The following is a 25,941-nucleotide window of genomic DNA, read 5'->3' on the forward strand; positions in this document are numbered from 1 at the left end:
CCGTCGGTCGGGTGCGGCCGGGAGCGGTCGGCCCGGTGCCCGCCACCCCGCCGCCCGTCGTCCGTCATCCCTCGCATCCGCGGTCGTCCGTGACCGTGGTGCGGAGATACAGGAGCCCGCATGTTGCGCCGTCTCGCTCTCGCCGCCGTCGTATCGCTCGCCGCCCTGTCCACCGCGGCGCCCGCCGCGACCGCCTCCGGTCAGGTGCCCTCCGCCGTGCCCACCGCCGGGCCCCTCTCCTCGGCCTTCCCCGCGCTCGGGCCGCTGCCCGTGCCGCTTCCGCCGCTGCCCTCGTTCCTGGAGGGCGGCAGCGGTGTGGGCCAGGAGAAGCCCGCCGCGCGGACCCGGCTCACCGTGACCGTGGAGCGCTCCGGGGTCGCCGGGGCCGACGGGACGTTCGAGCTGACCTGCGGGCCCACCGGGGGCGACCACCCGGAGCGGCAGGGCGCCTGCGACCGGCTCGCGGAGGTCGGGGCTACCCGGGCGGGGCAGGAGCTGTTCCGGGCGGCGCCCGAGGGCACCATGTGCACCATGATCTACGGCGGCGACGCCTCCGCACGCATCGTCGGGACCTGGGAGGGCCGGCCCGTGGACACCACCGTGACCCGGGGCGACGGCTGCGAGATCGCGCGCTGGAACAACCTGGTTCCGGTGCTCCCCGATCTCCGATAGGGCCCTCGCCGATCTTCGGCCAGGCCTTGCCGTACCGCGTCCGCGCACGTCACAGGGTGCGCGGACGCTCACGTCATAGGCCGGTGGCGTACACGCCGTGCACAGAACCTTGGTGAGAGCTCCCCCTCATCCGCCGCCCCCGGGCCCTCCCCTGGCCTTAGACTCCTTCAGTGACAGTCTGCGGCCCGAGGGGCAAGATGGGGCCCGCTGTCGGCAAGGTGCGGTAACCAGGGAGGAAGCGTCGTCGTGAGCAGCAGGCCATCCCGAGGCACTGCTCGCCTCGCAGCCATACTCGATGCCCTTCCGGACGGGCTTCTGCTCGTCAATTGCAACGGCACGGTCGTCAACGCCAACGCCATCGCCCTTGAGATGTTCGAGACCCCGGGCACCGCGCTCGTCGGTCGTGGACTGCTGGATCTGCTGCCGGAGTTCGACTCCAAGCTGATCCCGGGATCGATGCGCCGGCCCGAGGCTGCGGACGAGCAGGGCAGGACCAAGCCGACGCGCATGATCGCGCGCCGTACCGACCGGCACGAGTACCCGGTCGAGGTCACCAGCGCCAGCCTGGACAGCGGCCAGGCCGCGTACAACGACATCCACTCCAGCTACACCGGTGACGAGCTGCTCATGCTCGTCGTACGGGACCTCTCCGGCACCGTCGACACCGAGGCCGAGCTGGCCCGTTCGCAGCGCCAGACCGAGATGATCCTGCGCGCCGCCTCCGAGGGCGTCGTGGGCACCGACACGGACGGGCGCGTCGTCCTCGTCAACCCCGCCGCCGCCCAGATCCTCGGCTTCCGCGCCAGCGACCTCGGCGGCCAGGAGCTGCACCCGCTGATCCTGCACTCGCGGGCGGAGGGCGAGCCGTTCCCGTACGAGGAGTCGCCGCTCGCCGACACCCTCAAGTCGGGGCGCAAGCACCGCGTACGGGGCCAGGTGCTCTGGTCCAAGAGCGGCGCCCAGGTGCCGGTGGACCTGACGACCGCGCCCGTGCGCGACGGGGACCAGCTCGTCGGCGCCGTGATGACTTTCACCGACCGCAGGCCGTACGAGGAGCTCTCCGCCCAGCACAAGAGCGTCGTCGCCGAGCTGACCACCAGCCACTCCGACGAGGTCACCGCGCTGAAGGAAGCGCACGCGGCCGAGCTGGAGGCGCTCAAGGAGGCCCACGCCGCCGAGCTGGCCGACCGGACCGAGCGGTACGCCGCCGAGCTGGAGGGGCAGGCCGAGCTGCTCGCCTCCGTGGGCGCCCAGCACTCCCAGCTCACCGCCGTCCTCGGCGGTTCGCTGCGCGGGCCCCTGGAGGAGCTGCGCGGTGAGCTGTCCATGCTCGCCGCCGACCCGGCGGGGCAGCTGTGGCCCGAGGCCAACCAGATCCTGCACCACCTCGCCGCCGGGTACGCCCGGATGACCACGCTCGTCGACAGCGTGCTGAGCTACCAGCGCCTCGACGCGGGTGTGGAGGGGCTGCACAAGGCCCCCGCGATGATCGACGGGATCGTGACGGGCGGGATCGACGGAGCGGTCGAACTGATCGGGCCCGGGCGCGCCCAGTTCGCCGTGCACGCCCCGCCCATCGAGGCCGAGGTCGACGCGGTCCGGCTCTCGAACGCCCTCGCCCACCTCGTCGCGGACGTCTGCGGCGTCGACTCGACCGGCAAGACCCGGGCCGTCCCCGGCGGCGGATACGTCGACTCGACCGTCGTCGTGGCCGCCGCCCAGCGCGGTGACGTCGTACGGATCGAGGTGCGCGGGCCGTTCGCCGGGGGAGACCCGGTGCACGAGCCGATCGTGCGCGGCATCGTCCAGGCGCACGGCGGTGTGCTCCAGACCCACGAGATGCCGGGGATGAGCGGCAGCGCGTACGTCCTCGACATCCCGATCGGCGCCGCCTCGGGCACCATCGCGCCCCCGGAGGCGCCGGTGGAGCCCGCCCCGGCTCCGCCGCCCTCCCCCGAAGGCGTGGGGGCGCCGGGCGTCACCAGCGGCGGGCGGCGCCGGGCCCGCCGGTCGTCGACCGACGCGTTCCTGGGCAGCCCCGGTGCGCCCGAGGCCGGAGCCGGAGCCGAAGAGGCGGGGGGCGCGGCAGGGCCGGGGGACGGTCCTGTCGCCGAGCCGACCGGGCGGCGCCGGGCCCGTCGTGGGCCCGCGGCAGCCGAGGAGCAGGTGGCACCCGAGCTGATCCCGGCCCAGCAGGGCGAGGGGTCGGGGCGCCGGCGCGGACGGCCCAGCCCGGCGGAGAACGCGACGGCCGCGAACGGGACGCCCGCGAGCGGGACGGCCGGGAGCACTGCGGCGGAGAGCGGCCCGCCCCAGCTCGGCCCCTCCCAGCTCGGTCCGCCCCAGACCCCTGAGCAGCAGGCGCAGCACGCCCAGCACGCTCGGCAGCAACCGCAGCGGCAGGCCCTCGCGCTGACCTCCGCCTCGTCCTCCCTGCCGTCCGAGGGGTCCGTCGTCACCGCGGCCGAGGGTGCCCAGGGCGCCGGGCGCCCCCAGCGCGGCCAGACCGTGCCGCCGCAGGGCGTACCGGCCGACCCGCAGCAGCCCGTACCGCCCGCCGGGCGACGGGCCCGGCGCGAGGGCGAACACCGTCCCGCGCTCCCCGCCCTCGCGTCCGGCAACGGCGCTTCGGGCCCGGAGCAGGGCGGCCAGCCCCAGGACGAGGCCCTCGCCCTCAGCCAGGCCCAGGCCCAGCAGCCCGGTGGGCGCCGCGCCCGCCGCGCGCTGGCCGCCGCCCAGGAGCGCACCGCCGCCGAGGCCGGTCCGCGTACCGCCTTCGCCCTGCCCCCCGCCGACGCGGACCGCGTACCGGCCGCACCCCAGACCCCACCGGGCGCGCCCGCACCCGTACAGGCACCGGGTATGCCCGCGCCCGTACAAAGCCCGGGCGGCGCCCCCCTGCCCGCACAGGCACCAGGAACCGCCCCCGACGTTCCGGGCGCCCTCGGGGACGAGAGCCACCACGGGCGTACCGCTCCCGAAGCCGGTCACACGCACACGCCCCCGCAGGCCCACCCCGTGCCCCCGCACGCCGAGTGGGAGCAGGGCGCGCCCCTCGACGGCCCGGACGAGCAGCCCTGGGGTGCCGCCGTGCCGGAAGCGCCGAGCGCCCCCCGCCCCGCACCGGACGACCGGTCCTGGGGCGGCAACGGGCAGACCGCCCACGCCACCGGCACCGCGGCCGTCCCGGCGGCGCACCCGGCGGACTCCGGCGCGGGCGTTCCGGACGCGCGGCGGCAGCCGCTGCCCGCCGAGGAGCCGATGGCGGGCGCCAACCCCGACTCCACCCAGGGGCGGGCGTTCAGCGTGCGGACGCTGGGCCAGGGGGTGCCGTTCGCGCAGCACCTCACCCAGCAGCAGAACCAGCCCGCCCAGTCCACTCCGCCCAGCCAGCAGAGCCTCGGCGGGGCCGGCCGCCGCCGCAAGCTCGCCGCCCCGCCGGAGGGCGAGCGCCCCACGGCCCAGCCGCCCGTCGCAGGCCAGGACCCGACCGCCACCCCCGCTCAGGGCACGCAGGCCCAGCAGCCCCAAGCACCCCAGCCGCACCCCCAGCCCCAGGCCCCGGAGACGCAAGGACCCGACTCCACCAACCCCGGCTCCGGCCAGTTGCTGGCGCCTCCGGTGGCCGAGGGGCGCGCGTACGCCATAGGGGCGCCCGACGAGGGTGCCGAGGGTCCGGAGCCGCTGGACGGCCCCGGTGGCGCGGTCGAGGTCGCCAACCGGCCGCAGCCCCGCCCCCTCGACGACGAGCTGCCGCCCGAACCGCTGGACAACCCGCGCCGGCTGCTCGTCTGGCCCGCCCCCGACGTACCGACGCAGCAGGCGCTCAGCGACCGCGGCTACCGTCCGGTGATCGTCAACTCCCGTGAGGAGGTCGACGCCCAGATCGCCGCGTTCCCCGCCGCGCTCTTCGTCGACCCGCTGACCGGGCCCATCACGCGTACGGCCTTGCAGTCGTTGCGCCAGGCCGCCGTCGCCGCCGAGGTCCCGGTACTGGTCACGGCCGGTCTGGGGCAGGCGACCCGGGAGGCCGCGTACGGGGCCGACCCGGCCGTCCTCCTCAAGGCGCTGGCCCCCCGCGACAGCGAACAGCACCCGCCCCGCGTCCTGCTGATCGAGGAGCACGAGGAGATCGCGGCGGCGCTGGCGCAGACCCTGGAGCGGCGCGGGATGCAGGTCGCGCGGGCGGCGACCGACAGCGAGGCCGTCGATCTGGCGGGGCGGATGCGGCCGAACCTGGTGGTCATGGATCTGATGCAGGTACGCCGTCGGCGTGCCGGGATCATCGACTGGCTGCGGGCCAACGGGCAGCTCAACCGCACCCCGCTGGTCGTCTACACCTCGGCCGGGATGGACCCCTCGGAGCTGCCGAGGCTGGCTTCCGGGGAAACCGTTCTCTTCCTGGCGGAGCGGTCGACCAGCGACGAGGTGCAGTCCCGGATCGTCGACCTGCTGGCGAAGATAGGCACCAACTAGGACCTCGGGACGCACGCACAACAGGGCGGGGGCGGTACGGAGTTCCCGTACCGCCCCCGCCCTGTTTCACGTGAAACAACCGGTGCAAGGCGTCAGAGCTGGGTGACGTCCAGCTCCCCGGCCGCGTACTGCTTCCGGATCACCTTCTTGTCGAACTTGCCGACGCTCGTCTTCGGCACGGCGGGGATGACCGACCACCGCTCCGGCAGCTGCCACTTGGCGATGCCCGACTCGGCGAGGAACGCCTTGAGCGCCTCGTAGTCGGTCCCGGTGGTGCCCTCCTTGAGCACGACCGTCGCGAGCGGCCGCTCGCCCCACTTCTCGTCCGGTACGGCGACGACGGCGGCCTCCGCGACGTCCGGGTGGGCCATCAGCGCGTTCTCCAGCTCCACGCTGGAGATCCACTCACCGCCGGACTTGATGACGTCCTTGGCCCGGTCGGTGAGGGTGAGGTAGCCGTCGGTGCTGATCACGCCGACGTCGCCGGTCTTCAGCCAGCCGTCCTCGCTGAACTTGTCCTCGGGCCGCAGGTGCTCGCCGTCGGCCCCGCCGTAGTACGCGGCGGCGATCCAGGCACCGCGGACCTCCAGCTCACCGGCCGACTCGCCGTCCCACGGCAGGTGCTCGCCTGCCGGGCCGACCAGCCGCGCCTCCACACCGGCCGGGAAGCGGCCCTGGGTGATGCGGTACGGCCACTCCTCCTCGGCGCTCAGCCCGGCGGGCGGGTGGGCCATCGTGCCCAGCGGCGAGGTCTCCGTCATGCCCCAGGCGTGGCAGAGGCGGACGCCGAGCTTGTCGTACGCCTCCATCAGGGACGGCGGACAGGCCGCGCCCCCGATGGTCACGTTGGCCATGGAGGTGAGGTCGCGCGGGTTGGCGGTGACCTCGGCGAGGAGGCCCTGCCAGATGGTGGGGACCGCGGCGGCGTGGGTCGGGCGCTCGCGTTCGATCATCTCGGCGAGCGGGGCGGGCTGGAGGAAGCGGTCCGGCATCAGCATGTTGACGCCGCTCATGAAGGTGGCGTGCGGCAGGCCCCAGGCGTTCACATGGAACTGCGGGACCACGACCAGCGTGGTGTCCTTGTCCGTCAGCCCCATCGACTCGGACATGTTGACCTGCATGGAGTGCAGGTAGATGGAGCGGTGGGAGTAGACGACGCCCTTGGGGTCCCCGGTGGTGCCGGAGGTGTAACACATGGCGGCGGCCTGGCGTTCGTCCAGCTCCGGCCAGTCGTACGTGGTCGGGCGGCCCGCGATCAGCTCCTCGTAATCGTGCACGCGCGGCGCGACCCCGGCCAGGACCGAGCGGTCGCCCGGCCCCGAGACGACCACGTGCTCGATGCTCGGCAGGTGGGGCAGGAGCGGCACGAGGAGCGGCAGCAGCGTGCCGTCCGCGATGACGACCTTGTCGTCCGCGTGGTTGACGATCCAGGCGAGCTGCTCCGGCGGCAGCCGGAGGTTGAGGGTGTGGAGCACGGCTCCCATGGAGGGAATCGCGAGGTAGGCCTCGACATGGACGGCGTTGTTCCACATGAGGGTCGCCACCCTCTGGTCGCCGTCGACGCCCAGCTCGTCGCGGAGCGCGTTGGCCAGCTGGGTCGCGCGGGTGCCGATCTCGGCGAAAGTGCGTCGGTGCGGCTCGGATTCGCCGGTCCAGGTCGTGACCTGCGACTTCCCATGGATCGTCATCCCGTGGTGCAGGATGCGGGTGACAGTCAGCGGTACGTCCTGCATGGTGCTCAGCACGGCGTCCTCCCGGTGGGCGCTACGCGGCAGTAAGGTTGCGCTGATTCTGCGCACATACCACGCGGTATGTCACTACTCGCGGGAGAAAATTCCTGTCCGGGAGTCATGTGGGGGAGCGTACGGAGAGGTGCCGATCAGCGGACCGGCGTCAGCTCCGGGTCCTCGCGGAGCTTGCCGAGGGCGCGGGAGACGGCGCTCTTCACCGTACCGACCGACACCCCGAGCACCTCGGCCGTCTGCGCCTCGCTGAGGTCCTCGTAGTACCGCAGGACGACCATCGCGCGCTGGCGGTCCGGGAGCTTGAGCACCGCGCGCCACATCGCGTCGTGCAGCGACTGCTGCTCCGCCGGGTCGGGCGCCGGGACGCCGCCCTGCTCGGGCAGCTCCTCGCAGGCGAACTCGTCGACCTTGCGCTTGCGCCACTGCGAGGTCCGGGTGTTCAGCAGGGCCCGGCGGACGTACCCGTCCAGCGCCCGGTGGTCCTCGATCCGCTCCCACGCGACGTACGTCTTGGCGAGCGCGGTCTGCAACAGGTCCTCCGCGTCGCACGGGTTCGCGGTGAGCGAGCGCGCGGTGCGCAGCAGGACCGGGCCACGGGCCCGGACGTACGAGGAGAACGAGGCGTACGGCGTGTGCGCGTGGTGGCCGGCGGCGGTGGCGGAGGCCGCCCTGGAGGCGCCCGTGCAGACTGGCGTGGTCATGTACTCAACGCTAGGAGCGGGGCCCGCCCGGGGGATCGCCCCCAGGTCCCGAAGGCCCGTCCGCCTCAGGTTGTAGGGCCGCCTCACCCTCCACCTCCTGAAGGTGGACGGGCCGTAGCTCTGCCGTAAGGGTCCGCCCCCGACTCCGTCCGGGGTGGTTCAGCCGTCCGCGCCGAGGATCAGCCCGGACGTCGGCACCCCCGTACCGGCTGTGACCAGGCACCTCGCCGCCCCCGCCACTTGGTTGACCGAGGTGGCGCGGAGCTGCCGGACGGCCTCCGCGATGCCGTTCATCCCATGGAGGTACGCCTCCCCCAGCTGACCCCCATGCGTGTTCAGGGGCAGCACGTCCGCCGCGACGAACGCCCCGCCCTCCCCGGGGCCGCAGAAACCGAACTCCTCCAGCTGCATCAGGACGAACGGCGTGAAGTGGTCGTAGAGGATGCCCACGTCGATGTCGGCCGGGGCAAGACCCGAGCTGCGCCAGAGCTGCCGGGCCACCACACCGGTCTCCGGCAGCCCGGTCAGCCCGTCCCGGTAGAAGCTCGTCATCTGCTCCTGGGACCGGCCCGCCCCCTGCGCCGCCGCGACGACGACGGCGGGCGGCCGGGGCAGGTCGCGGGCGCGCTCCACGGTGGTGACGACGAGCGCCTGGCCGCCGTCGGTCTCCTGGCAGCAGTCCAGCAGCCGCAGCGGCTCCACGATCCAGCGGGAGGCGGCGTGGTCGGCGAGCGTGATCGGCTTCCCGTGGAAGTACGCCGCCGGGTTGCGTGCCGCGTGGCGCCGGTCGACGACCGCCACGTGCCCGAAGACCTCGGGGTCGAGGCCGTACGTGTGCAGGTAGCGCCGGGCCGCCATCGCCACCCAGGAGGCGGGGGTGAGCAGCCCGGACGGCAGGTTCCAGCCGAGCGCCGCTCCCTCGGCGGTGGGCTCGCGGCGCTGGACGCCGGAGCCGAAGCGGCGGCCGGAGCGCTCGTTGAACGCCCGGTAGCAGACGACGATGTCCGCCACCCCGCTCGCCACCGCGAGGGCGGCCTGCTGGACGGTGGCGCAGGCCGCACCGCCCCCGTAGTGGATGCGGGAGAAGAACGACAGCTCCCCGATCCCGGCGGCCTGGGCGACGGTGATCTCGGGGCTGGTGTCCATGGTGAAGGTGACGAGGCCGTCGACGTCGGCGGGGGTGAGGCCCGCGTCGTCGAGGGCTGCGCCTACCGCTTCGACGGCGAGCTTCAGTTCGCTGCGGCCGGAGTCCTTGGAGAACTCGGTGGCGCCGATGCCGACGATGGCCGCTTTTCCGCCGAGGGTGTCGGGTCTGCGGATGCTCATGCGCCGCCCTCCGGGGTGATGGCGACGGTGACCTTTCCGGTGACGTGACGCCCTATACGGTTGTCGCCGACTACCGCGACCTCTATAAGAGGGTGGTTTCCGTCTTCCAGGGACACGTTTTCCAAGGCCACGTTTTCCAGGAACACGTTTTCCAGGAACACGTTTTCCAGGGCCACGTCTTCCAGGGCCATGGTTTCCAGTGACACGATGCGGCCGGACAACCGCAGCACATCCCCCGGGTAGTTGGGAGCACCGAGGCGGATCGCGACCTTGCGGAGGACGGCGGCGGGTCCGAAGTGGTCGGTGATGTAGCGGCCGACCAGCCCGTTGGTGGTGAGGATGTTCATGAAGATGTCGGGTGAGCCCTTCTCCCGGGCCAGCTCGGCGTCGTGGTGCACGTCCTGGTAGTCGCGGGAGGCGATGGCGCCCGCGACGATCAGGGTGCGGGTGACGGGGATCTCCAGGGGCGGCAGGGCGTCGCCGACGCGGTACGTCTCGTTCACGGCGTGCCCTCCTTCCCACGGTCGCCGCTCGCGAGCAACAGCCCGAGCTCTTCCAGCAGTTCGGCGCCGCAGCCGAGGTACGCGTCCAGCTGGCGGCCCCAGAGGAAGTGCCGGTGGACCGGGTGGTCGAGGTCGGCCCCGGTGCCGCCGTGCAGGTGCTGGCCCGCGTGCACGACCCGCCGCCCTGCCTCCGAGGCCCACCAGGCGGCCGTCAACGCCTGTGCCTCGTGGCCCAGTTGCCGGTCGTACCGCCAGGCCGCCTCGTACGCCGTGACCCGGATGGCCTCGGTGTCCATGTGGGCGTCGGCGGCGCGGAGCAGGACGCCCTGGTTGGTGGAGAGGGGGCGGCCGAACTGCTCGCGGGTGGTGGTGTGTTGCACGGCGCGGGCGAGGGAGCCCGCGCAGACGCCCGCCTGGAGCCCGGCGAAGGCGGTCCGGCCGGCGGCGAGGACCGAGGCGCAGGCCCCCGGGCCCGTACCGAGGGACTCTCCCCGTACGCCGTCGAGGCCGACCCGCCCCGCCGACCAGGGCGCGGTCGTCTCCACGGGCACGACGGTCACCCCAGGCGCCCGGGTGTCGACGATCCACAACTCCCGCTCGTCATCCGCGACCAGCACCTGGGTGGCGTCCCGCAGCCACGGCACCCAGGGCACGGCCCCGTACAGCGCGCCGTCCACCGAGCGCACCCCGCCCCGCGCCGGGAAGGCCCCCGTCGCCACCGCCGTACCGTCGCGCAGGGCGGGCAGCAGGCGCTCCCGCTGCTCCGGCGTACCGTGCCCGGCGACCGCGAGGAGCCCGTACACACAGGTCGCCGCCAGCGGGACCTGGGCGGTGGTCCGGCCCTGTTCCTCCAGGAGCAGGACCAGGCCGAGGAGCCCGATGTCCTCCACCGCGCCGGGCAGCCCGGCCGTACACAGCTCCTTCCACAGCCCCGCGTCCGTCCCTGTGCCCGCCGCCACCAGCCGCTCGTGCGTCGACAGGTCGCCGAAGATCCGCGCGGCCAGCTCCTGCGCCGCCGCCTGCTCCTCGCTCGGGGTGAAGTCCATCTCAACCGCCCTCGCTCGCCCGGAAGACCGGGAGTTCCAGATCGGGGTCCATGCGGTGGAACTCCAGGCGTACGGGCAGGCCGACGCGGACCTTGTCGTATGGCACCCCGACCACGTTGCCGACGATCCGGACGCCCTCGGCGAGTTCGACGAGCGCGACGGCGTACGGGCCGCCCTCGCCCGACGGGTCGAAGGCCGGGAAGGACGGGTGGTGCATCACGACATGGCTGAACACCGTGCCCTCGCCGCTCGCCTCGACCGTGTCCCACTCCTGGCCGGCACAGGCGTTGCAGCCGGGGAGCCAGGGGAAACGGAGGGTGGCGCAGTCCGTGCAGCGCTGGATGAGGAGGCGGTGCTCGGCGACCCCGGCCCAGAATCCGGCGTTGTCGCGGTTGATGACGGGGCGGGGGCGGAGGGGCGGTTTACGTTTGGCGGGGCGGTACTTGAGGATGCGGAAGCGGTGCGTCCCGGCGGGCTCGCCGTCGGCGCGGACGTCCATGCGGGTGGTGACGAAGTACCCGGTGCCGAGCTTGGTGGTCTTGCGGCGGGAGACGGACTCGATGACCGCGTCGAAGGTGATCAGATCGCCGGGGCGGAGCGGCCGCAGGTACTCCTGCTCGCAGTCGGTGGCGACGACGGAGGTGTACCCGGCACCGTCGAGGAGCCCGAGGAGTTCGTCGTACGCCGCCGAGCGGCCGGTGCCGTGGGGGTGCCCGGTCAGCCCGCCCATGGTCCAGGCCTGGAGCATGGTGGGCGGGGCGACGGCGTCGGGGCCCTGGTAGGCGGGGGAGGTGTCGCCCATGGCCTCGCACCAGTGGCGGATCATGGGCGCGTTGACGGGGTCCTTGCCGGTGCCGGCGGTGGCGGCGGGGCGGCCGGTGTAGGAGGTGAGCCGGTCGTAGAGGGGGTCCGGGGCGTCGGCCAAGGGGGCCGGGGCGTCGGCCCGTACCTCTTGGGCGCCCCCCGGGCCGTTCACCGCTTGCCCCGGGTCATCCCGAGCCGCATGGTGGCGACGATCTCGCGCTGCACTTCGCTGACACCGCCGCCGAAGGTGTTGATCTGCGCGGCCCGGTTCATCCGCTCCAGCTCACCACCACCGCTGCCTTCCGCGCCGAAGCAGCCGGGGGATCCGCGCCGAAGGAGTGCGGCCTCCCCCACCACCTCCTGGCACATCCGATAGACCTCCACGGCGCTCTCGGTCCCCGCGAACTTCACGCCGCTCGCCTCACCGGGGGCCAGCGCGCCCGCCCCCACGGCCCCGACCAGCCGCCAGTTCAGCAGCCGGGTCGCCGCAAGCCGGGCGTACGCCTCCGCGAGCCGGGCGCGTACCCACGGCTCGTCGATCCGGCGGCGCCCCGTGGCGGGGTCGGGCGTACGGGCGTGGGCGAGGGCCTCCTCGTAGAAGTCCTCGGCCTGCATGCCGATGGCGGCGAGGGCGACGCGTTCATGGTTGAGCTGGTTGGTGATGAGCCCCCACCCCTCGTTCTCCGCACCGACGAGGTTCGAGGCGGGGACGCGTACGCCGTCGTAGTACGTGGCGGTCGTCGTCAGCCCGCCCACGGTCTCGATGGGCGTCCAGGAGAAGCCGGGGTCGTCGGTCGGCACCAGGATGATCGAGATGCCGCGGTGCTTGGGGGCGTCGGGGTCCGTGCGGCAGGCGAGCCAGATCCAGTCGGCCTGCTGGGCGTTGCTGGTGAAGATCTTCTGCCCGTCGATGACCCAGTCGTCGCCGTCCTCGCCGCCCTCGCCGGTGTCGCCGTCGCCGGGGTCACGTACGGCACGGGTCCGCAGGGCCGCCAGGTCCGTACCGGCTTCGGGTTCGCTGTAGCCGATCGCGAAGACGAGGTCGCCGCTGAGGATGCGGGGCAGGAAGTACGCCTTCTGCTCCTCGGTGCCGTACTTCATCAGGGTCGGGCCGACGGTGTTGAGGGTGACCATGGAGACGGGGGCGCCGGCCCGGTACGCCTCGTCGAAGAAGACGAACTGCTCGTCGGGGCCCCGCCCTTGACCGCCGTACGCGAGGGGCCAGCCGAGGCCGAGCATGCCATCGGCACCGATCCTGCGCAGCAGCCGCCGCTGCTCACCCGGATCGTCGCGCCAACCGCCGCCTTCGGGCAGCACGGCCGCGAAGTACGCGCGCAGTTCGGTACGCAGCTGCTGCTGGCGCTCCGTCGGGGCGAGGTGCACGGCGGAACCTCCAGAGGGGCGAATCACGTCACCGAATCACCGGAACGGTTTCTGACTGTCCGTCAGATTCACTCTCCCTGTCAAGAGCCGGAGCACGGCAGCAGCCCGCACGGGACACCGAAGTGCCGCCGCACGGGCTGCTGTTCAGACGCCCGGGACCCACCCCCCGGAAGGCCCTCGGCGTCTGCTCACCGAGGAGGCGTGGCCGCCGGGGGCCTCACCAGAAGAACGGGGTGAAGTTCACGGCGACGCTGTGGTCCGACTGGTCGATGGCGGTGAAGGCCGAGCCGCTCACCTGGGCCGAGGTGTTCTGGTTGGACGCACCGGATCCGACGGCCTGTTGCTGCGTCGTCGAGGAGTTGCCGGTGTTGTTACCGCCGACGCCACTGCCGCCGACCGTAGCCACGGCCGCGTTCGATCCGTCGTTCGCGAAGGAGCCGTTGTCCGCCAGGGCCACACCGCCGCAGAGTGCGACGGTCAGAGGCAGCGCGGCGACTGCGGCGAGAACACGAGCGGTACGGATGCTTGCCATGTCAATTCCTCCAGGGAACCGGAAGTACGGCTTGGTTGGTCCATGTGCGTCTGTTTCCGGGGAAGTTGGCCCGACCACCCCGGTGCTGGTCACGACGTCGCGAGACCAGAGTTGCCCAGCACATCCCCGGTGAACCGTGCGATGCCGACTGATTCCCTCTCAAGCATGAAGAAGAGGTGATAAACCTTGTACGGGCCGGGAAACGCCGACATCAGACCCTCCTGGAGGCACGTTGAAGTACAGCTCCGCACCGACGGTGTTCCCCTACCGGGGCAAACTCGACTCCGGGGACGAGCTGTGGACTTCCATCATCGGCAGTGACTGCAAGGTCGTGAACAAGGCGAAGGGCATCTGCGACTTCGAGAACTGGCTGTACATCGCCTCCCGGCACGTCGACTTCGGGAACAAGGCCGCCGGCACCTGGAAGACCGCCGCACGCCTCCACCTCCTCGGCGGCGCCCAGGACACCGATGACCAGAAGCTGCCGTTGCAGGTCAAGCGAGCCACACGCGTCACCGTCAACGCCTCGCCGGAGCCGGCCAGGAAGGGCAGGACCATCACCGTGACCGGCCGGGTCACCCGCGAACTGGGGCAGCCACACGCACCAGGCCTACGCCGGCCGCACGGTGAGCTTCCAGTTCAAGGCGGCGGCTCCTCCTCGTACAGAACGGTCAAGAAGGTGACGTCGACCAAGACGGGTGCGCTCAAGACCACGGTGAAGGCCACCGGCTCCGGAACGTGGCGGTGGACGTACTACGGGAACACCATGTCCGGAGCAAAGTCGTCACCCGGGGACGACGTCGCCGTTCGATAGGCACGCGGGACAGGCACCGCGAGACAGAAGCCCCGCAACGGGGCACCGCGAGAACCCTGAGCGCGCTGCTCGGCCGGACAGGCCGAGCAGCGCGCTCAGTCGTACGTACGCCCTCCCTGCCCACTCTCCCCCACTTCCCATATTCGAACTCGTGTACGAAACTAGAACCATGGCCACCATCGACCGGCAGACCACCACCCTGGCCCTCGCCCACGCCCTCTCCGCCGCCGAGCGCGGGCTCCCCGTCTTCCCCTTGTCCGCCACCAAGCTCCCCGCGCTGCGCTCCCCCCACCACGGCGAGCGCCCGCCGGTCCACTGCCGGGGCGAGTGCGGGCTGCCCGGCCACGGGGTGCACGACGCCACCACGGACCCCGCGGCCGTCCGCGCCCTCTTCGCCGCCGCGCCCCGGGCCACCGGCTACGGCATCGCCTGCGGCCGCACCCCGCACCGGCTCATCGGCATCGACCTGGACATCGACACCGCGCACGACAACGACTCGGTGGGGGCCCTCCAGCAGCTGGCGCTCCAGCACCTGTTCACGATCCCGCCGACGGTCACCGTGCTCACCCCGAGCGGCGGCCGCCACCTCTGGCTCACCGGCCCCGCCGACACCACGGTCCCCAACTCGGCCGGCCGCCTCGCCCCCGGCATCGACGTCCGCGGCGCGGGCGGCTACCTGGTCGGCCCCGGTTCGGTCACCGCCCACGGCCGCTACCGCCTGGCCCCCGGCACCGCCCACCTCACCCCGGCCCCCTGCCCCCGCCCCCTCCTGCGCCTTCTCACCCCGCCCCCACGACGCCCGACCGGCCCGGCCACCGGCAGCGCGAACACCCCGGAGGCCCCGGGCCGCCGGGGCGAGGGCCTGATCCAGTTCGTCCTGGCGGCCCACGAGGGCCAGCGCAACACCCGCCTGTTCTGGGCCGCCTGCCGCGCCTACGAACACGGCTTCGGCGACGCCCTGGCCGACGCCCTCACCACCGCAGCGATCCGCACGGGCCTCACGGAACAGGAGGCGCGTGCGGCGATCGCGTCGGCGGAGCGGCTGACCCGGGGCCGGGGCGACTGAACTCCCCTGCTTCTCGGCCGCCGGCCTATGGGTCGATGAACGCGGAGGGCGGGCCCCGGAATCCGGAGCCCGCCCTCTGACCTGCTACTTCTGTATCTCTCATCTGGCGGTGGGTGTGGGATTTGAACCCACGGTGACATCGCTGCCACGACGGTTTTCAAGACCGTTCCCTTAGGCCGCTCGGGCAACCCACCTTCGCCCCGCGTCACCTGCTGCGGAGCGGGCTACAGCTTAGCGTCCGCGTGCTCCGTACCGGAGCTTGGTCCACGCGGGGTCCACGGGGACAGCGTCGCACGTGTGGGCTGTTCGCCCGCCCCGCAGATGCTGACGGCCACCGCTACGGGCTGCCTGGTCGTACCCCTGGCTCTACGACTGATGCGGGGAAGAAAGCCAAGCAGGCCCGCAAACCAAGCGGGCTCATCAAGAGAATGGCGCCTTCGCAATGTCCTGGCTACATGTGCGAGATGTCCCACGACCGAGGTCGCGCGTCCGGTGCCCACTCAGGCTGGTAATCGGGATGGTCCGCGTAGGGCACTGCGAGCAGCCTTAGCACCGCGTCGTTGCCGAAGATCCCGTCCGGGCGCTCATCGATGGCCCGCGAATGGCGCTCGCAGATGACATCAGGGTCATACTCATCCCCGTCCGGATCGAAGTGCACGCTGTTGGTGCAGGGAAAGCCCGGATGGGGATCAGTGGCGCCGGGCCGGTACTTGTCGAGGATGCCGAGCTTGGCCTTTACCTCACGGCGGATGCGAGCCGGGTTGTGGCGGGCTATATGAATGGCCTCCAGCCGGTCCGGGACCCCTGTGTCAGGGACCACGATCCGGCCGTTCGACTTCTCCTCGATAGGCCCTTGTTCACCAGAACGCCCGCGCATCAGCCACTCGCCTCCGCCGCTCGTAGCCACCGCCATCTCGGCGAAGGCATCGTCTTCATCGAGTCGGGCACGCAGGAAGTCGACCAATTTGTCATTCATGTGCTACTCCCTGTCAGGTTTGCAGCGGCCTGGCAGAGTTTAGCCACCGCGCCCCTCGGTCGAAACGTTGTCGACATGCGAAGAGCGAAGCTGCGGCATAGTCCATGCGCCGAGCCGTAGAGATTCGCCCCGCGTCACTTGCTGCGGAGCGGTCAACAGCCCGCTGGCTGAGCTAACTCCTCACCGGCGGCGCACAATTCGGACCTCACGCGTGATCTGCACCACTTGGCGATTGCTCTTCTCGGCGCAGCGCGGTAGGAACGGCGCAAGAAAATCACCGAGAGCGTCCAGAGCTTCCTCTGAAATATCGCTGGGGGTGATGGGGCTTGGCTCCCTGACCAGGAGCCTTCCCGACCCACCTAAGAACGGGGACACTTGAACCGCATCGCCATGCGTACCGCACTGCCTCTCATATCCGCCGGCGCCGTCCTGTTCGCGAGAGCCGGCACGGGTGCCGCCGCTCCGTCGGACGAGCCGGTTCCGGTGAATTCAGCGCGATGGCCGGCCCGGAGGTGAACGACCGGCCGAAGTACACGGTCGAGGGATCGCCCCACTTCATGCCCGACAAGAAGAAGCCGCAGACGACCTGGCTGCTGCCCCGTCAGACCGTGTCGTGGGCCGTGTCTGGCAGCCACATCTTCACGTGGGAGATCGGCGCCGGCGCCGAGGCAGAGGCGGGGGCCATCCTGGCCAAGGCCAAGGTCAGCGTCGACGCAGACCGTAAGAAGGCCATCACCGTCGTGGCGCCGCGAAAGGGTGACATGTCGATCGGTCGGCAGAACTCATGACGGGGACGGGGCCAGGGGTACGGACGGCCGGGCGGTACGGCGGGTCGGCGTCGCCCTGGCCGTCACGGCGCTGCTCGGTGCGGGGGCGTGCAGCCCGAGTGAGCAGCCCGAGTCGTCCTCGACCAGCCCGAGCGTGACGGGGTCGGCCTCGGCCGCTCCGGACACGTCCGCCGCCCAAACGGCGAAGTCCGTGCTGGAAAAGGGCATCGTCAACATGGAATCCCTCAGCGACGGGGACGGTGGGTTGCAGAAGCAGTTCGGCAACACACTGGCCTCCGTGCCCGAGGACGTGCTGAGCGTGTCGTTCGCGTTCACCTGCACGGGTGGCGCCGAGGTGGCGCTGACCTTCCGCCTGGCGGGCAAGGAGGTGGCGTCGGCCGCGGGCACCCACGTGTGCGACGGCTCCACCATCTTCCAGCGGAGCATCGACACGCCCGGTTCGGGCCCTCTCGGCTTCTCGGCCGTCGCCACCGGCGCCGAGAGCGGCGGCTACGCCTACGCCTACTACTCCGAGAAGAAGCAGCTTCCGTAAGCAGATCCTGATCGACACGGCCGGAGCCCCCGCACTCAAGCGTGAGTGCGGGGGCTCCGGCCGTCTCCCTGGACCGTCAGCTGTCGCCCTCGCGCTGGCCCAGGGTGACCTCCGCCGTCGCCGTCTTGCCGTCGCGCTCGTACGTCAGGGTCACCTTCTCGCCCGGCTTGCGGGTCCAGATCTCGCCGATCAGGGTCGGGCCGCTGTCGATCACGGTGTCGTTGAACTTGGTGATCACGTCGCCCGCCTTGAGGCCCGCCTTGGCCGCCGGTCCGTCCGGGGTGACCGCGGGGGTGCCGTCCGCGCCCTTGGCGGAGATCGCGGCGCCGCCGGTCTTCTCCTCCATCGTCACCGTCGCGCCGATCACCGGGTAGACCGGCTTGCCCGTCTTGATCAGCTGCTCGGCGACGTTCTTCGCCTGGTTGATCGGGATCGCGAAGCCGAGGCCGATGGAGCCGGCCTGGGACTGGCCGAGGCCGCCGCCCGTCGACTGGATCGCGGAGTTGATGCCGATGACCGCGCCCGTGGCGTCCAGGAGCGGGCCGCCGGAGTTGCCCGGGTTGATCGAGGCGTCGGTCTGCAGGGCGCTCATGTACGAGTTCTTGCTGCTGGAGCCGTCCCCGGAGGCGACCGGGCGGTTCTTCGCGCTGATGATGCCCGTCGTGACCGTGTTGGACAGGCCGAAGGGGGCGCCGATCGCGATCGTCGAGTCGCCGACCGCCACGCTCTCCGAGTTGCCGAGGGGGAGGGGGGCCAGGCCGGACGGGGGGTTCTTGAGCTTCAGTACGGCCACGTCGTAGCCCTGCGCCCGGCCGACCACCTCGGCCGCGTACTTCTTGCCGTCGGAGAACGTCGCCGACAGTTCGCCGGACTCCGCGGCGGAGGCCACCACGTGGTTGTTGGTGAGGATGTGGCCCTCCTTGTCGTACACGAAGCCCGTACCCGTGCCGCCCTCGCCGTCGCCGCCCTGCGCGTCGATCGTGACCACGCTGGGCAGCGCCTTGGCCGCGACCCCGGCCACGGTGCCCGCCGGGCGCTTGAGGTCCCTCGGGGAGTCCGAGGCGGAGACCGTGGTCGAACTGCCGGAGGAGCCGTTGTCGTTGCGGTCGGCCGCCCAGTAGCCGAGGGCGCCGCCGACGCCGCCCGCCACCAGGGCCGCCACCGCGACGGCCGCGACCAGGGCACCCGCGCCCCGGCGCTTGCCGTTGCCGTGGGAGGGGTCGTGGCCGGGCTGCGGGGCGCCCCAGACCGGGCCGTTGCCGCTCCCGTTGCCGCCGCCGGGCGTGTGGGCCGCGCCGCCGCCCGCGTACGGTCCGCCACCCGCGTACGAGGGGACCGCGGGCGGGGGCGGGGGCCAGGAGGCGGCGCCCGCGGGGGGCTCGGGCGCCGCCCCGTACGGGGGGTGCTGCGGCTGAGGGGTGTGGGGCTCGGTCGGGCCGGAGTACGCCGGGGGGACCTGGTGCGTGCCGGAGTGCGGCGCGGACTCCTGGTGCGCGGCCTGGTGCGCCGGGGCGCCCTGGGCCGTCGGAGTGTGGCGCGGGGCGTCCGCGTGCGCCGGGGCAGTCGGGGGCGCGGCCGGGGCTGCCGGGGGCGCCGTCTCCGTACCGGAGTCGCTCCCGGCCCCCTCGCGTACGCCGTCCGCCGCCGGAGAGGTCCCGGAGTCCGGGGACGTCCGGGACGCGGCTCCGTCCGCCGCCGCGTCGGGAGTGGTGGCCGGCACGGGAGGTGCGGGCGGAACGGGCGGCACGGCCGGTACCGCGTTGCCCTCGGTGCCCTCGTTCTCGGTGCTCACAGCTCTTTACTCCTCGGTTCCACTCGGCATCCAGTCGGCATTCGGCAGGAAATCCGCTGTGCACGTGTCTGCGGTCAGCTTTTCCCACAGCGCGTCGGGCCACTGTAAGCAGGAGCTGTGCATCCGCACACCAATCTTTACATCAGACAAAACGGACCTCCAGGGTGACATGTGTTCGCCTACCCCCGAGGCGGTGACACCATGACCCGGGTGACCCACGCACGGCAGCGCAGCCCGCACACCTCGATCCAGGTCGTCGCCCATCGCGGGGCGTCCGACGACGCCCCCGAACACACCCTGGCCGCCTATCGCAAGGCGATCGAGGACGGTGCCGACGCCCTGGAGTGCGACGTCCGGCTGACCGCCGACGGCCACCTGGTCTGCGTGCACGACCGCCGGGTGAACCGTACGTCGAACGGGCGCGGCGCCGTCTCCGCCCTGGAGCTCGCCGATCTCGCCGCCCTCGACTTCGGCTCCTGGAAGGACCGCGAGGAGTCACCGGACTGGGATCCGGTGCCGGGCGAGCTCACCTCCGTGCTGACCCTGGAACGGCTCCTGGAGCTCTTCACCGAGGTACGGGCCACGGGGCGGCCGCTCCAGCTGGCCATCGAGACGAAGCACCCCACCCGTTGGGCCGGACAGGTCGAGGAGCGGCTCCTCCAGCTCCTGAACCGCTTCGAGCTGGCCACGCCGCCGGCCGACGAGCCCTCCCCCATCCGCATCATGAGCTTCTCCGGGCGCTCCCTGCACCGCGTCCAGGCGGCGGCGCCCGCGCTGCCCACCGTCTACCTGATGCAGTTCGTCTCGCCCCGGCTGCGGGACGGACGGCTGCCCGCCGGCTCCCGGATCGCCGGACCCGGCATGCGAATCGTGCGCAACCACCCCGGATACATCGAGAGGCTGCACCGGGCGGGCCACCGGGTGCACGTGTGGACTGTGAACGAACCGGCGGACGTGGAGCTCTGCGCCGAACTCGGCGTCGAGGCGATCATCACCAACCGCCCGAAGCAGGTTCTGTCCCAACTGCGCGGCATCTAGGGCCTGTCGTCAAACTGCCGTCTGCCGTGCGACGCCTGGCACGCACGCTCGCGGCGTTAGCACATAACGGCACACCTTCGGTGCACAACAGCACCCCCGCACCACCATGACGGGGAGTACACCGGCGCATTCACCGCGCGTTCGGTTGTGTCGAGTGCGTCACCGGCAGCCCCCTGGCCGGTTTCCGGCGCAGCTCAGTGGGGCATCCAACCCGTGGCATGGGGCAAAGGAGGTCTCGGGGGTGGCGTTGGTGGTGGCACAAGAGGTGCCTGCGTCGTCGAGCATGGCCGTTCCCCATGGGCCTGCGGGCGTGGGGCAGGCACGGCACCGGATGCGCGAGCAGTTGCGCAGCAACGGGGTGTCGGACGCGGTCGTGGACGACGCCGTTCTCATTCTTTCCGAACTGCTCAGCAACGCCTGCCGGCACGGCAGGCCGCTGGGGCGGCACGCGGATGTCGGTGACGGCGACATCCGGGCCGCCTGGCGCGTGGACACGGGCGGCGGGCTGACCGTGGAGGTCACGGACGGCGGCGGGCCCACCCGGCCCGTTCCGTCCACCCCTTCGGTGACGGCACGCGGCGGCCGGGGGCTCAACATCATCAGCGCCCTGGCCCAGGAGTGGGGCGTACGGGACGACTCCTCGGGCGAGGTCACCGTCTGGGCCCACGTGCCCTCCCCCAAGCCGCCCGAGCTCGGGGGAGCGGTCGGCGGGCTCACCGGATTCGAAGGGCTGGACTTCTCCGATGTCCTCGACGACGTGAGCTGAGAGGGCGGCCTCACCCGGCGAACGTGGCGGCAGGCGTGTGTACGGCGGCGGAGTCCCGGGCGGCTAGGCTCGCGCCGAGACCGCACTGTCGCAATCGGGAGAATGCCCACCATGGCCAAGAAGCGCCCTCAGACCAAGGCCGGGAAGCAGCAGCTCAAGGACGGTGAGATCCCGGTCGTCGGGGCCCGTGAGCCCTGCCCGTGCGGTTCGGGCCGTCGCTACAAGGCGTGTCACGGACGCGCCGCCGCCCAGGCCGTGACCGAGCTGGTCCACCGCCCGTTCGAGGGACTGGCCGGTGAGTGCGACTGGGTCGCGCTGCGCGAGCTGGTGCCCGCCGCCACGGTCGGACTGACGCTGAAGGGCGGGCTGCCCGAGGGCGTTCCGTCGGTGACGCTGGCGACCGTCCTGCCGATGGCCTGGCCGGCCCTGCGCCGCGACGACGGTTCCGTCCTCCTCGCCCTGCAGAACGACACCTCCTCCGGCGACCTCAGCCGCGACCTCGCGGACACGCTCCAGCGCGCGCTGGAGGTCGACCCGGGCACCCCCGTCACCGCCCGCCGCGTCCCGGCCGACGGGCCGCGCCTCCAGGACCTCCTCGACCCGGACGCCGCCTTCGAGCCGGTCGTCCACACCGGGTTCGAGTTCTGGGTGCCCGACGCGGAGAACGCCACCCCCGAGGTGTCCGCCTCCCTGGAGCGCGCGAACGCCGCCGCGATCCCGACGGTGCTGCTCTCCGGCGTCGACGCCGCGTACTGGTGCGAGACCCCGGAGAAGAACCACCTGCGCTGGGTCATGCCGCACCCCGAGGAGCAGCTCCTCGACGCGCTCGCCCGGCTGCACGCGGCCGGCACCTCCTCGCTCGGTGAGGACACCCGGCTGGTCGGCTCGTTCCGGGCGCACGGTCTGGTCGTCCCGGTCTGGGACCTGCCGACGTCGATGGGCGCCGAGGCGTGCGAGAAGCCGGCCGTCGCGTTCGCCGAGCGGCTGGCGACGGCGCTCGCCTCCGACGCCCCGCTCACCGCCGAGGAGCGCCGTGCCCGCGGCGGCCTCACCAACCGACAGGTGACCCTCAGCTGATCCCGCCGAGGCCCCTGCGGTGATCCACCCGAGGACCCCTCCGGCAGACCCTCCGAGTCGGTGACCCGCGTCACAACTCACCGTACTCACAAGTAAATCCCCGCCCCTGTAGGCGAGATCGAATTTGCGAACGGCAGATCTCTTGTTACCGTTCTAGAAGCCCGGTCGCTGGTGCATCCCCCGTCGCCAGCGACCGGGCGTCTTCGTTTCCGGTCGCGGCCCGCGTCTGCCCGCCGCCCGGAGCCCCTCGCCTCCGACTCAGCCCGATGCGCCCGGCGCGCGATGTGATCCGGCCCGGAGCAGCAGGGGCGCCTCCGCCACCGGCCCCGCGCCGGCGTACTCCGCCACCGCCGTGTAGGCGTCGGGAGCGCCCGCCGAGCGGCTTCGCGGGGTCTCGCAGCTGCCCGGCTCGTCGTGGGCCGCCAGGACGCAGTGCAGCTCCACGGTCCGCCCGTCCGGCCCCATCAGCGTGAGTACGGTGCGGAGTTCCGTACCGGAGGTGTTGCGGTGGTAGGCGCGCGCCCAGGTCTCACCGCCCCCGGTCATGACACAGGTCTGCGCCTCGATGCCCACCGGCGAGACCAGCTCGGGACCGCACCGGGCCGCGTCCCCGGAAATGTCCGCGTCCTCGAAAACGTCCGGGCCCTCGGCACCGATTTTCGATGGTGATTTCGACGGTGGCGGAGAAGGCGGGGAAGAAGAATCGGCCTTATCTTCGGACAGGTCATCAGAAAGCTTTTTTTCATGGCTTTCTGATGACCTGTCCGCAGATGTGCCGTCGGCCGTTGCGACTTCCGGGGAACCTCCGGGATCTGCGGAAGCAACGATCGGCATCAGGCAGGCGAAGGCGGCGGCAGCCGTGAGGCCGATCATGCGGAGATTCATGTGGCCCCCTTGCCGTCCGCGCGGGCCGTGGCGGGCGCGCGGGTATTCGGGGGCGACGATATCGACGTAGGACACGCGGCCGGGCCGTCCCGCACCCGTTCACCACGAATACGGCCCGGCTCGCACCCGTACGAGTGAGAGCCGGGCCGTCCGTCCGCCCGTCAGTACGCGAGCCTGCTGCCGCCGTCCGGGGCGCTGGTGCTCGCCTCGACCAGGGCGTCCAGGACCGCCTCGACATCCGGGAGCCAGGGGGCCGCCGCCGGGGCGCCCTTCGCGGAGGCCCGGCGGAAGACCGGAGCCGTAGGGGCGGGGGCCGCCGGAGGCGCGGGGGGCCGCTCCCAGCGCACCTGGCCCGCGCCGATCTCGGAGGGGGGCAGGACGAGATAGCCGCCCTCCCCGTGGAACCGGAGCGAGCTGGGCACCCAGTCCTTGCTGTACAGCAGCTCGCCGAGCCGCTCCAGCGTGTACGGGGCCACCAGCAGCGACCACCGGGTGGGCGTCGCCACGACGGGGCCCAGCCGCATGCCCATGCGGTCCAGGGCGACCAGAGCTCTGGCCCCGGCCAGGGCGGGCAGGCTCACCGCGCAGGGGGCCCGGCCGCCGGTCGCCAGCATCACCGGGGCGGTGGGGCGGTTGGTCCACCACCAGCGCACCATGCGCTCGTCCGTGGTGGCCGCCAGCAGTCCGGGATCGAAGGGGTGTGCGCCGGGAACGGCGCAGTCGGGGTCGGGGCAGGCGCAGCCGGGGCCACGCCCGTCGCGCAGGGCGGCCGGCGCGGTCCCGGCTGCGGGGAGCACGGGCCACTGCCATGCGGTGGCGAAGGTCAGGGCCGCGTCGAGTCGGGCGGCACCCTCCTTGCGCCGGAGCCGGAGCCTGCGTCGCCTTCCGAGGATCTCGCGCATGAGCGCTCGTTCCTTTCCGTTGAACGCCGAGTCCACATGACGCCACGCGTGGGAAAAACCGCATGTGCGTCTCTTCGCTGTGCGTACGTGCTCATCAGGTTGCTGCCGTACGGGCGTGCCGTCGGTACCGAGCGTGAGCCGAGCCGAGCCGAGTGGAACCGATCCGAGTGGAACCGATCTGGGGTGGTGCCGAGCTGCGTGGAGCCGGGGGCGCCCGCCACGGGCGCCTCGTGCCTGGTCGGCCGGGCCCGGACCCCGCCGCGCGGGGCGAGGCGTGACCGTCACTGATCGCGACCGTCACGGGTAAGGACGTCCGGACCCGCTGTCAGGTTCCTGGGCGATCACATCCGCCCGTGAGCGTCTGCCCCGGGCATCGTCGATTACGTACCCAGCCTGCCCGGAATGACGCCGCCCCTGGGATTTCCTCCCGGGGGCACCCCTTGTAGAGCCTTGTTGAACCTTGTCGAGCAGCCCCAGTCGACCGCAAATAGCTGCCGGAGGGTGCATTTTTCGGCCAAGTTGACTGACACTGGAGAGGAGGGAATCCGGCGAGCCTCCAGGGGACAATGCTGGACATCGGGTTACTTGTGCGTGTACATGTGGATGCATTGATAGTGGCGCAGAATCACATGGGGGTTTGCGATGCTATTCGACGAATCGCACCGGCCTGAAAGCTGGCTGCCATGAGCGCCCCACACCTGCCGAAAGTGGCTGGAATCGATCCAGAAGTTCCGGTTTCAACGCAGACTGCCGCTCCCCTGAGGGAGGTTCCGGCAGCGCCCGGAGCCTTCATCCAGGACCGCCTCGCGGGCTGGGTCTCCGACCTCACCACCCTGCACGAACTCACCGAGCGGCTGGCCTCCACCACCACCCTCGACGCCGCCCTGAACGAGCTGCTGCACGCCGGAGCCCCCCTCGTCGGCGCCCGCCGCGGACTCCTCGTACTGGAACCGGCGGACAGCACCACGACGCCGTCCACCACCCTCGGCCTCGGGCTCAGCCACGCCGACCTCGGCCACCTGGAGACCGTGGAGCGCTCCGCCACCGCCCTGGGCCGCGTCCTCGACGGCCGCCCCGGCACCGCCGACGGGCTCCCCACCCCCGACCTGCTCGGCGACCCCGGCCTGGACCCCCGCCACCGCGAGGTCGCCACCCGCCTCGGCTACGCCGCCAGTTACGCCCTCCCCCTCGCCTCCGAGGCGGCCGGACGGCTCGGCGCGGCCGTCTGGCTCTACGACGAACCCGGCGAGCCCTCGGAGAAGCAGCGCCACCTCGTCGGCCTCTACGCGCGGTACGCCACCGAGCACCTGGCCCGCCTGATCGAGTTGGAGCGCGCCCGCGCCGACATCGCGACCGTCGCCGAGGAGCTGCTGCCCAGCCGGCTGCCCCGCATCCCCGGCGTACAGCTGGCCGCCCGGCACCGGACCGGGCCCAGGGGCGGCGGCGACTGGTACGACGCGCTGCCGCTGCCCGACCACGCGCTCGGGCTCGCGGTCGGCTCGGTGGGCGGATCGGGGCCGAGCGCGATGGCCGCCATGGGACGGCTGCGCGCCAGCCTGCGGGCGTACGCCGTGATGGAGGGCGAGGACCCCGTCGCCGTACTCTCCGATCTGGAACTCCTGCTCCGGCTGACCGAGCCCGCCCGGACCGCCACCGCCCTCTTCGCCTACTGCGAGCCCGCCGCCCGCAAGGTCGTGCTCGCCGGGGCCGGGCACACCCCGCCGCTGGTGCTCGGTGAGCGGCGCTGCGAGTACGTCGAGACCACGCTCTCCGCCCCGCTGGGGATGCTCGCCTGCTGGGAGGCGCCGAGCGTGGAGTTCTCCCCCGCGCCCGGAGAAACGGTGCTGCTCTACACGGACGGCCTGCTGCGCCGCACCGGCGACGCGATGGACCGCGCCTTCGCCCGGCTGCACTCGGCGGCCGCTTCCGTACCGAAGGCGGGCCGCCACGACCCCGCCGCCGTCGCCGACCACGTCCTGCGCACGATGCTGCCCGACGGACTCGACCGGACCGACTCCACCGAGGACGTGGTGGTCCTCGCGGCGCACTTCGACTGAGGCCCGAGCGGCACGTGAGACCTCCTGAGTAACAGGTCCTTCGGCCCTGGGCCCCCTTCC

General features: G+C 72.3%; 22 protein-coding genes, 1 tRNA gene and 1 pseudogene. 10 read left to right on the forward strand and 14 right to left on the reverse strand.

Features of this window, described 5'->3' with window-relative positions; all coding sequences use genetic code 11:
* Positions 1-120: 120 nt before the first annotated feature.
* On the forward strand, positions 121-672 hold the full coding sequence (locus GTY67_RS16105; protein ID WP_161279147.1) for an SSI family serine proteinase inhibitor: 552 nt from the start codon (positions 121-123) through the stop codon (positions 670-672).
* Between the two features lie 246 nt (positions 673-918).
* Entirely contained in the window at positions 919-5,148 is a 4,230-nt protein-coding gene (locus GTY67_RS16110; protein ID WP_161279148.1) for a PAS domain-containing protein, read from the forward strand.
* A gap of 92 nt (positions 5,149-5,240) precedes the next feature.
* Here GTY67_RS16110 and GTY67_RS16115 read toward each other — a convergent pair whose 3' ends face one another.
* The 8 genes from GTY67_RS16115 to GTY67_RS16150 all read right to left on the reverse strand — a co-directional run bounded on the left by GTY67_RS16115 (position 5,241) and on the right by GTY67_RS16150 (position 13,188).
* Complete coding sequence (locus tag GTY67_RS16115) at positions 5,241-6,893, reverse strand: long-chain fatty acid--CoA ligase (protein ID WP_093686330.1); 1,653 nt, start codon at positions 6,891-6,893, stop codon at positions 5,241-5,243.
* 134 nt (positions 6,894-7,027) lie between these two features.
* Positions 7,028-7,594, reverse strand: coding sequence for a SigE family RNA polymerase sigma factor (locus tag GTY67_RS16120; RefSeq protein ID WP_161279149.1), 567 nt, complete (start codon positions 7,592-7,594; stop codon positions 7,028-7,030).
* Positions 7,595-7,753: 159 nt separating this feature from the next.
* Positions 7,754-8,920: a lipid-transfer protein gene (locus GTY67_RS16125; RefSeq protein WP_161279150.1), complete on the reverse strand. Its 1,167-nt coding sequence runs from the start codon at positions 8,918-8,920 to the stop codon at positions 7,754-7,756.
* On the reverse strand, positions 8,917-9,423 hold the full coding sequence (locus GTY67_RS16130) for a MaoC family dehydratase (protein ID WP_161279151.1): 507 nt from the start codon (positions 9,421-9,423) through the stop codon (positions 8,917-8,919). Before GTY67_RS16130 ends, GTY67_RS16125 begins: the two co-directional genes overlap by 4 nt.
* Complete coding sequence (locus GTY67_RS16135) at positions 9,420-10,469, reverse strand: acyl-CoA dehydrogenase family protein (RefSeq protein ID WP_161279152.1); 1,050 nt, start codon at positions 10,467-10,469, stop codon at positions 9,420-9,422. The genes GTY67_RS16130 and GTY67_RS16135 overlap by 4 nt, the downstream gene beginning before the upstream one ends.
* Before the next feature lies 1 nt (position 10,470).
* On the reverse strand, positions 10,471-11,394 hold the full coding sequence (locus GTY67_RS16140; RefSeq protein ID WP_161280122.1) for an OB-fold domain-containing protein: 924 nt from the start codon (positions 11,392-11,394) through the stop codon (positions 10,471-10,473).
* Between the two features lie 47 nt (positions 11,395-11,441).
* Positions 11,442-12,656 carry an acyl-CoA dehydrogenase family protein gene (locus GTY67_RS16145; RefSeq protein ID WP_093686335.1) on the reverse strand — a complete coding sequence of 405 codons (1,215 nt, stop codon included), beginning with the start codon at positions 12,654-12,656 and terminating at the stop codon, positions 11,442-11,444.
* 217 nt (positions 12,657-12,873) lie between these two features.
* Positions 12,874-13,188 carry a hypothetical protein gene (locus GTY67_RS16150; RefSeq protein ID WP_161279153.1) on the reverse strand — a complete coding sequence of 105 codons (315 nt, stop codon included), beginning with the start codon at positions 13,186-13,188 and terminating at the stop codon, positions 12,874-12,876.
* 232 nt (positions 13,189-13,420) lie between these two features.
* On the opposite strand from GTY67_RS16150, the pseudogene GTY67_RS16155 reads away from it, so the two are divergent.
* Both GTY67_RS16155 and GTY67_RS16160 read left to right on the forward strand, forming a co-directional pair.
* A pseudogene (locus tag GTY67_RS16155) lies at positions 13,421-14,002 on the forward strand (hypothetical protein); the annotation flags it as partial.
* 169 nt (positions 14,003-14,171) lie between these two features.
* A complete protein-coding gene (locus GTY67_RS16160; RefSeq protein ID WP_161279154.1) occupies positions 14,172-15,068 on the forward strand; it encodes a bifunctional DNA primase/polymerase in 897 nt (298 codons plus the stop codon).
* A gap of 104 nt (positions 15,069-15,172) precedes the next feature.
* Here GTY67_RS16160 and GTY67_RS16165 read toward each other — a convergent pair.
* Both GTY67_RS16165 and GTY67_RS16170 read right to left on the reverse strand, forming a co-directional pair.
* Positions 15,173-15,262: transfer RNA gene (locus GTY67_RS16165), tRNA-Ser, on the reverse strand.
* A gap of 257 nt (positions 15,263-15,519) precedes the next feature.
* Complete coding sequence (locus GTY67_RS16170; protein WP_161279155.1) at positions 15,520-16,044, reverse strand: DUF6221 family protein; 525 nt, start codon at positions 16,042-16,044, stop codon at positions 15,520-15,522.
* Between the two features lie 497 nt (positions 16,045-16,541).
* On the opposite strand from GTY67_RS16170, the gene GTY67_RS16175 reads away from it, so the two are divergent.
* Positions 16,542-16,832: a hypothetical protein gene (locus tag GTY67_RS16175; RefSeq protein ID WP_202461461.1), complete on the forward strand. Its 291-nt coding sequence runs from the start codon at positions 16,542-16,544 to the stop codon at positions 16,830-16,832.
* Here GTY67_RS16175 and GTY67_RS35000 read toward each other — a convergent pair.
* On the reverse strand, positions 16,827-17,039 hold the full coding sequence (locus tag GTY67_RS35000) for a hypothetical protein (RefSeq protein WP_237502629.1): 213 nt from the start codon (positions 17,037-17,039) through the stop codon (positions 16,827-16,829). The two genes, GTY67_RS16175 and GTY67_RS35000, sit on opposite strands and share 6 nt — an antisense overlap.
* Before the next feature lie 7 nt (positions 17,040-17,046).
* Here GTY67_RS35000 and GTY67_RS16180 point away from each other — a divergent pair, with 7 nt between their 5' ends.
* Positions 17,047-17,364, forward strand: a complete 318-nt coding sequence (locus GTY67_RS16180) for a hypothetical protein (protein WP_237502630.1) — start codon at positions 17,047-17,049, stop codon at positions 17,362-17,364.
* Between the two features lie 76 nt (positions 17,365-17,440).
* Here the strand turns inward: GTY67_RS16180 and GTY67_RS16185 are convergent, their stop codons facing one another.
* Positions 17,441-19,156: a trypsin-like peptidase domain-containing protein gene (locus GTY67_RS16185; RefSeq protein WP_161279156.1), complete on the reverse strand. Its 1,716-nt coding sequence runs from the start codon at positions 19,154-19,156 to the stop codon at positions 17,441-17,443.
* Between the two features lie 201 nt (positions 19,157-19,357).
* Here GTY67_RS16185 and GTY67_RS16190 point away from each other — a divergent pair, with 201 nt between their 5' ends.
* The 3 genes from GTY67_RS16190 to GTY67_RS16200 all read left to right on the forward strand — a co-directional run bounded on the left by GTY67_RS16190 (position 19,358) and on the right by GTY67_RS16200 (position 22,037).
* Entirely contained in the window at positions 19,358-20,194 is an 837-nt protein-coding gene (locus GTY67_RS16190; protein WP_176727383.1) for a glycerophosphodiester phosphodiesterase, read from the forward strand.
* A gap of 154 nt (positions 20,195-20,348) precedes the next feature.
* A complete protein-coding gene (locus tag GTY67_RS16195) occupies positions 20,349-20,960 on the forward strand; it encodes an ATP-binding protein (protein WP_161279157.1) in 612 nt (203 codons plus the stop codon).
* A gap of 111 nt (positions 20,961-21,071) precedes the next feature.
* Complete coding sequence (locus GTY67_RS16200) at positions 21,072-22,037, forward strand: DUF5926 family protein (RefSeq protein ID WP_093686864.1); 966 nt, start codon at positions 21,072-21,074, stop codon at positions 22,035-22,037.
* A 258-nt stretch (positions 22,038-22,295) separates the two neighbouring features.
* Here GTY67_RS16200 and GTY67_RS35525 read toward each other — a convergent pair whose 3' ends face one another.
* Both GTY67_RS35525 and GTY67_RS16210 read right to left on the reverse strand, forming a co-directional pair.
* Positions 22,296-22,583 (reverse strand): hypothetical protein, encoded by a 288-nt coding sequence (locus GTY67_RS35525; protein ID WP_202461463.1) that lies wholly within the window; start codon positions 22,581-22,583, stop codon positions 22,296-22,298.
* Positions 22,584-23,083: 500 nt separating this feature from the next.
* Positions 23,084-23,824, reverse strand: a complete 741-nt coding sequence (locus GTY67_RS16210) for a bifunctional DNA primase/polymerase (RefSeq protein WP_161279158.1) — start codon at positions 23,822-23,824, stop codon at positions 23,084-23,086.
* A 683-nt stretch (positions 23,825-24,507) separates the two neighbouring features.
* On the opposite strand from GTY67_RS16210, the gene GTY67_RS16215 reads away from it, so the two are divergent.
* The gene (locus GTY67_RS16215) at positions 24,508-25,881 is read left to right on the forward strand and encodes a PP2C family protein-serine/threonine phosphatase (protein WP_161279159.1); all 1,374 of its coding nucleotides are present in this window, start codon (positions 24,508-24,510) and stop codon (positions 25,879-25,881) included.
* Positions 25,882-25,941: the final 60 nt, after the last annotated feature.

It is taken from the genome of Streptomyces sp. SID8374 (assembly GCF_009865135.1).
In the GTDB taxonomy this organism is placed as follows: Bacteria; Actinomycetota; Actinomycetes; order Streptomycetales; family Streptomycetaceae; genus Streptomyces.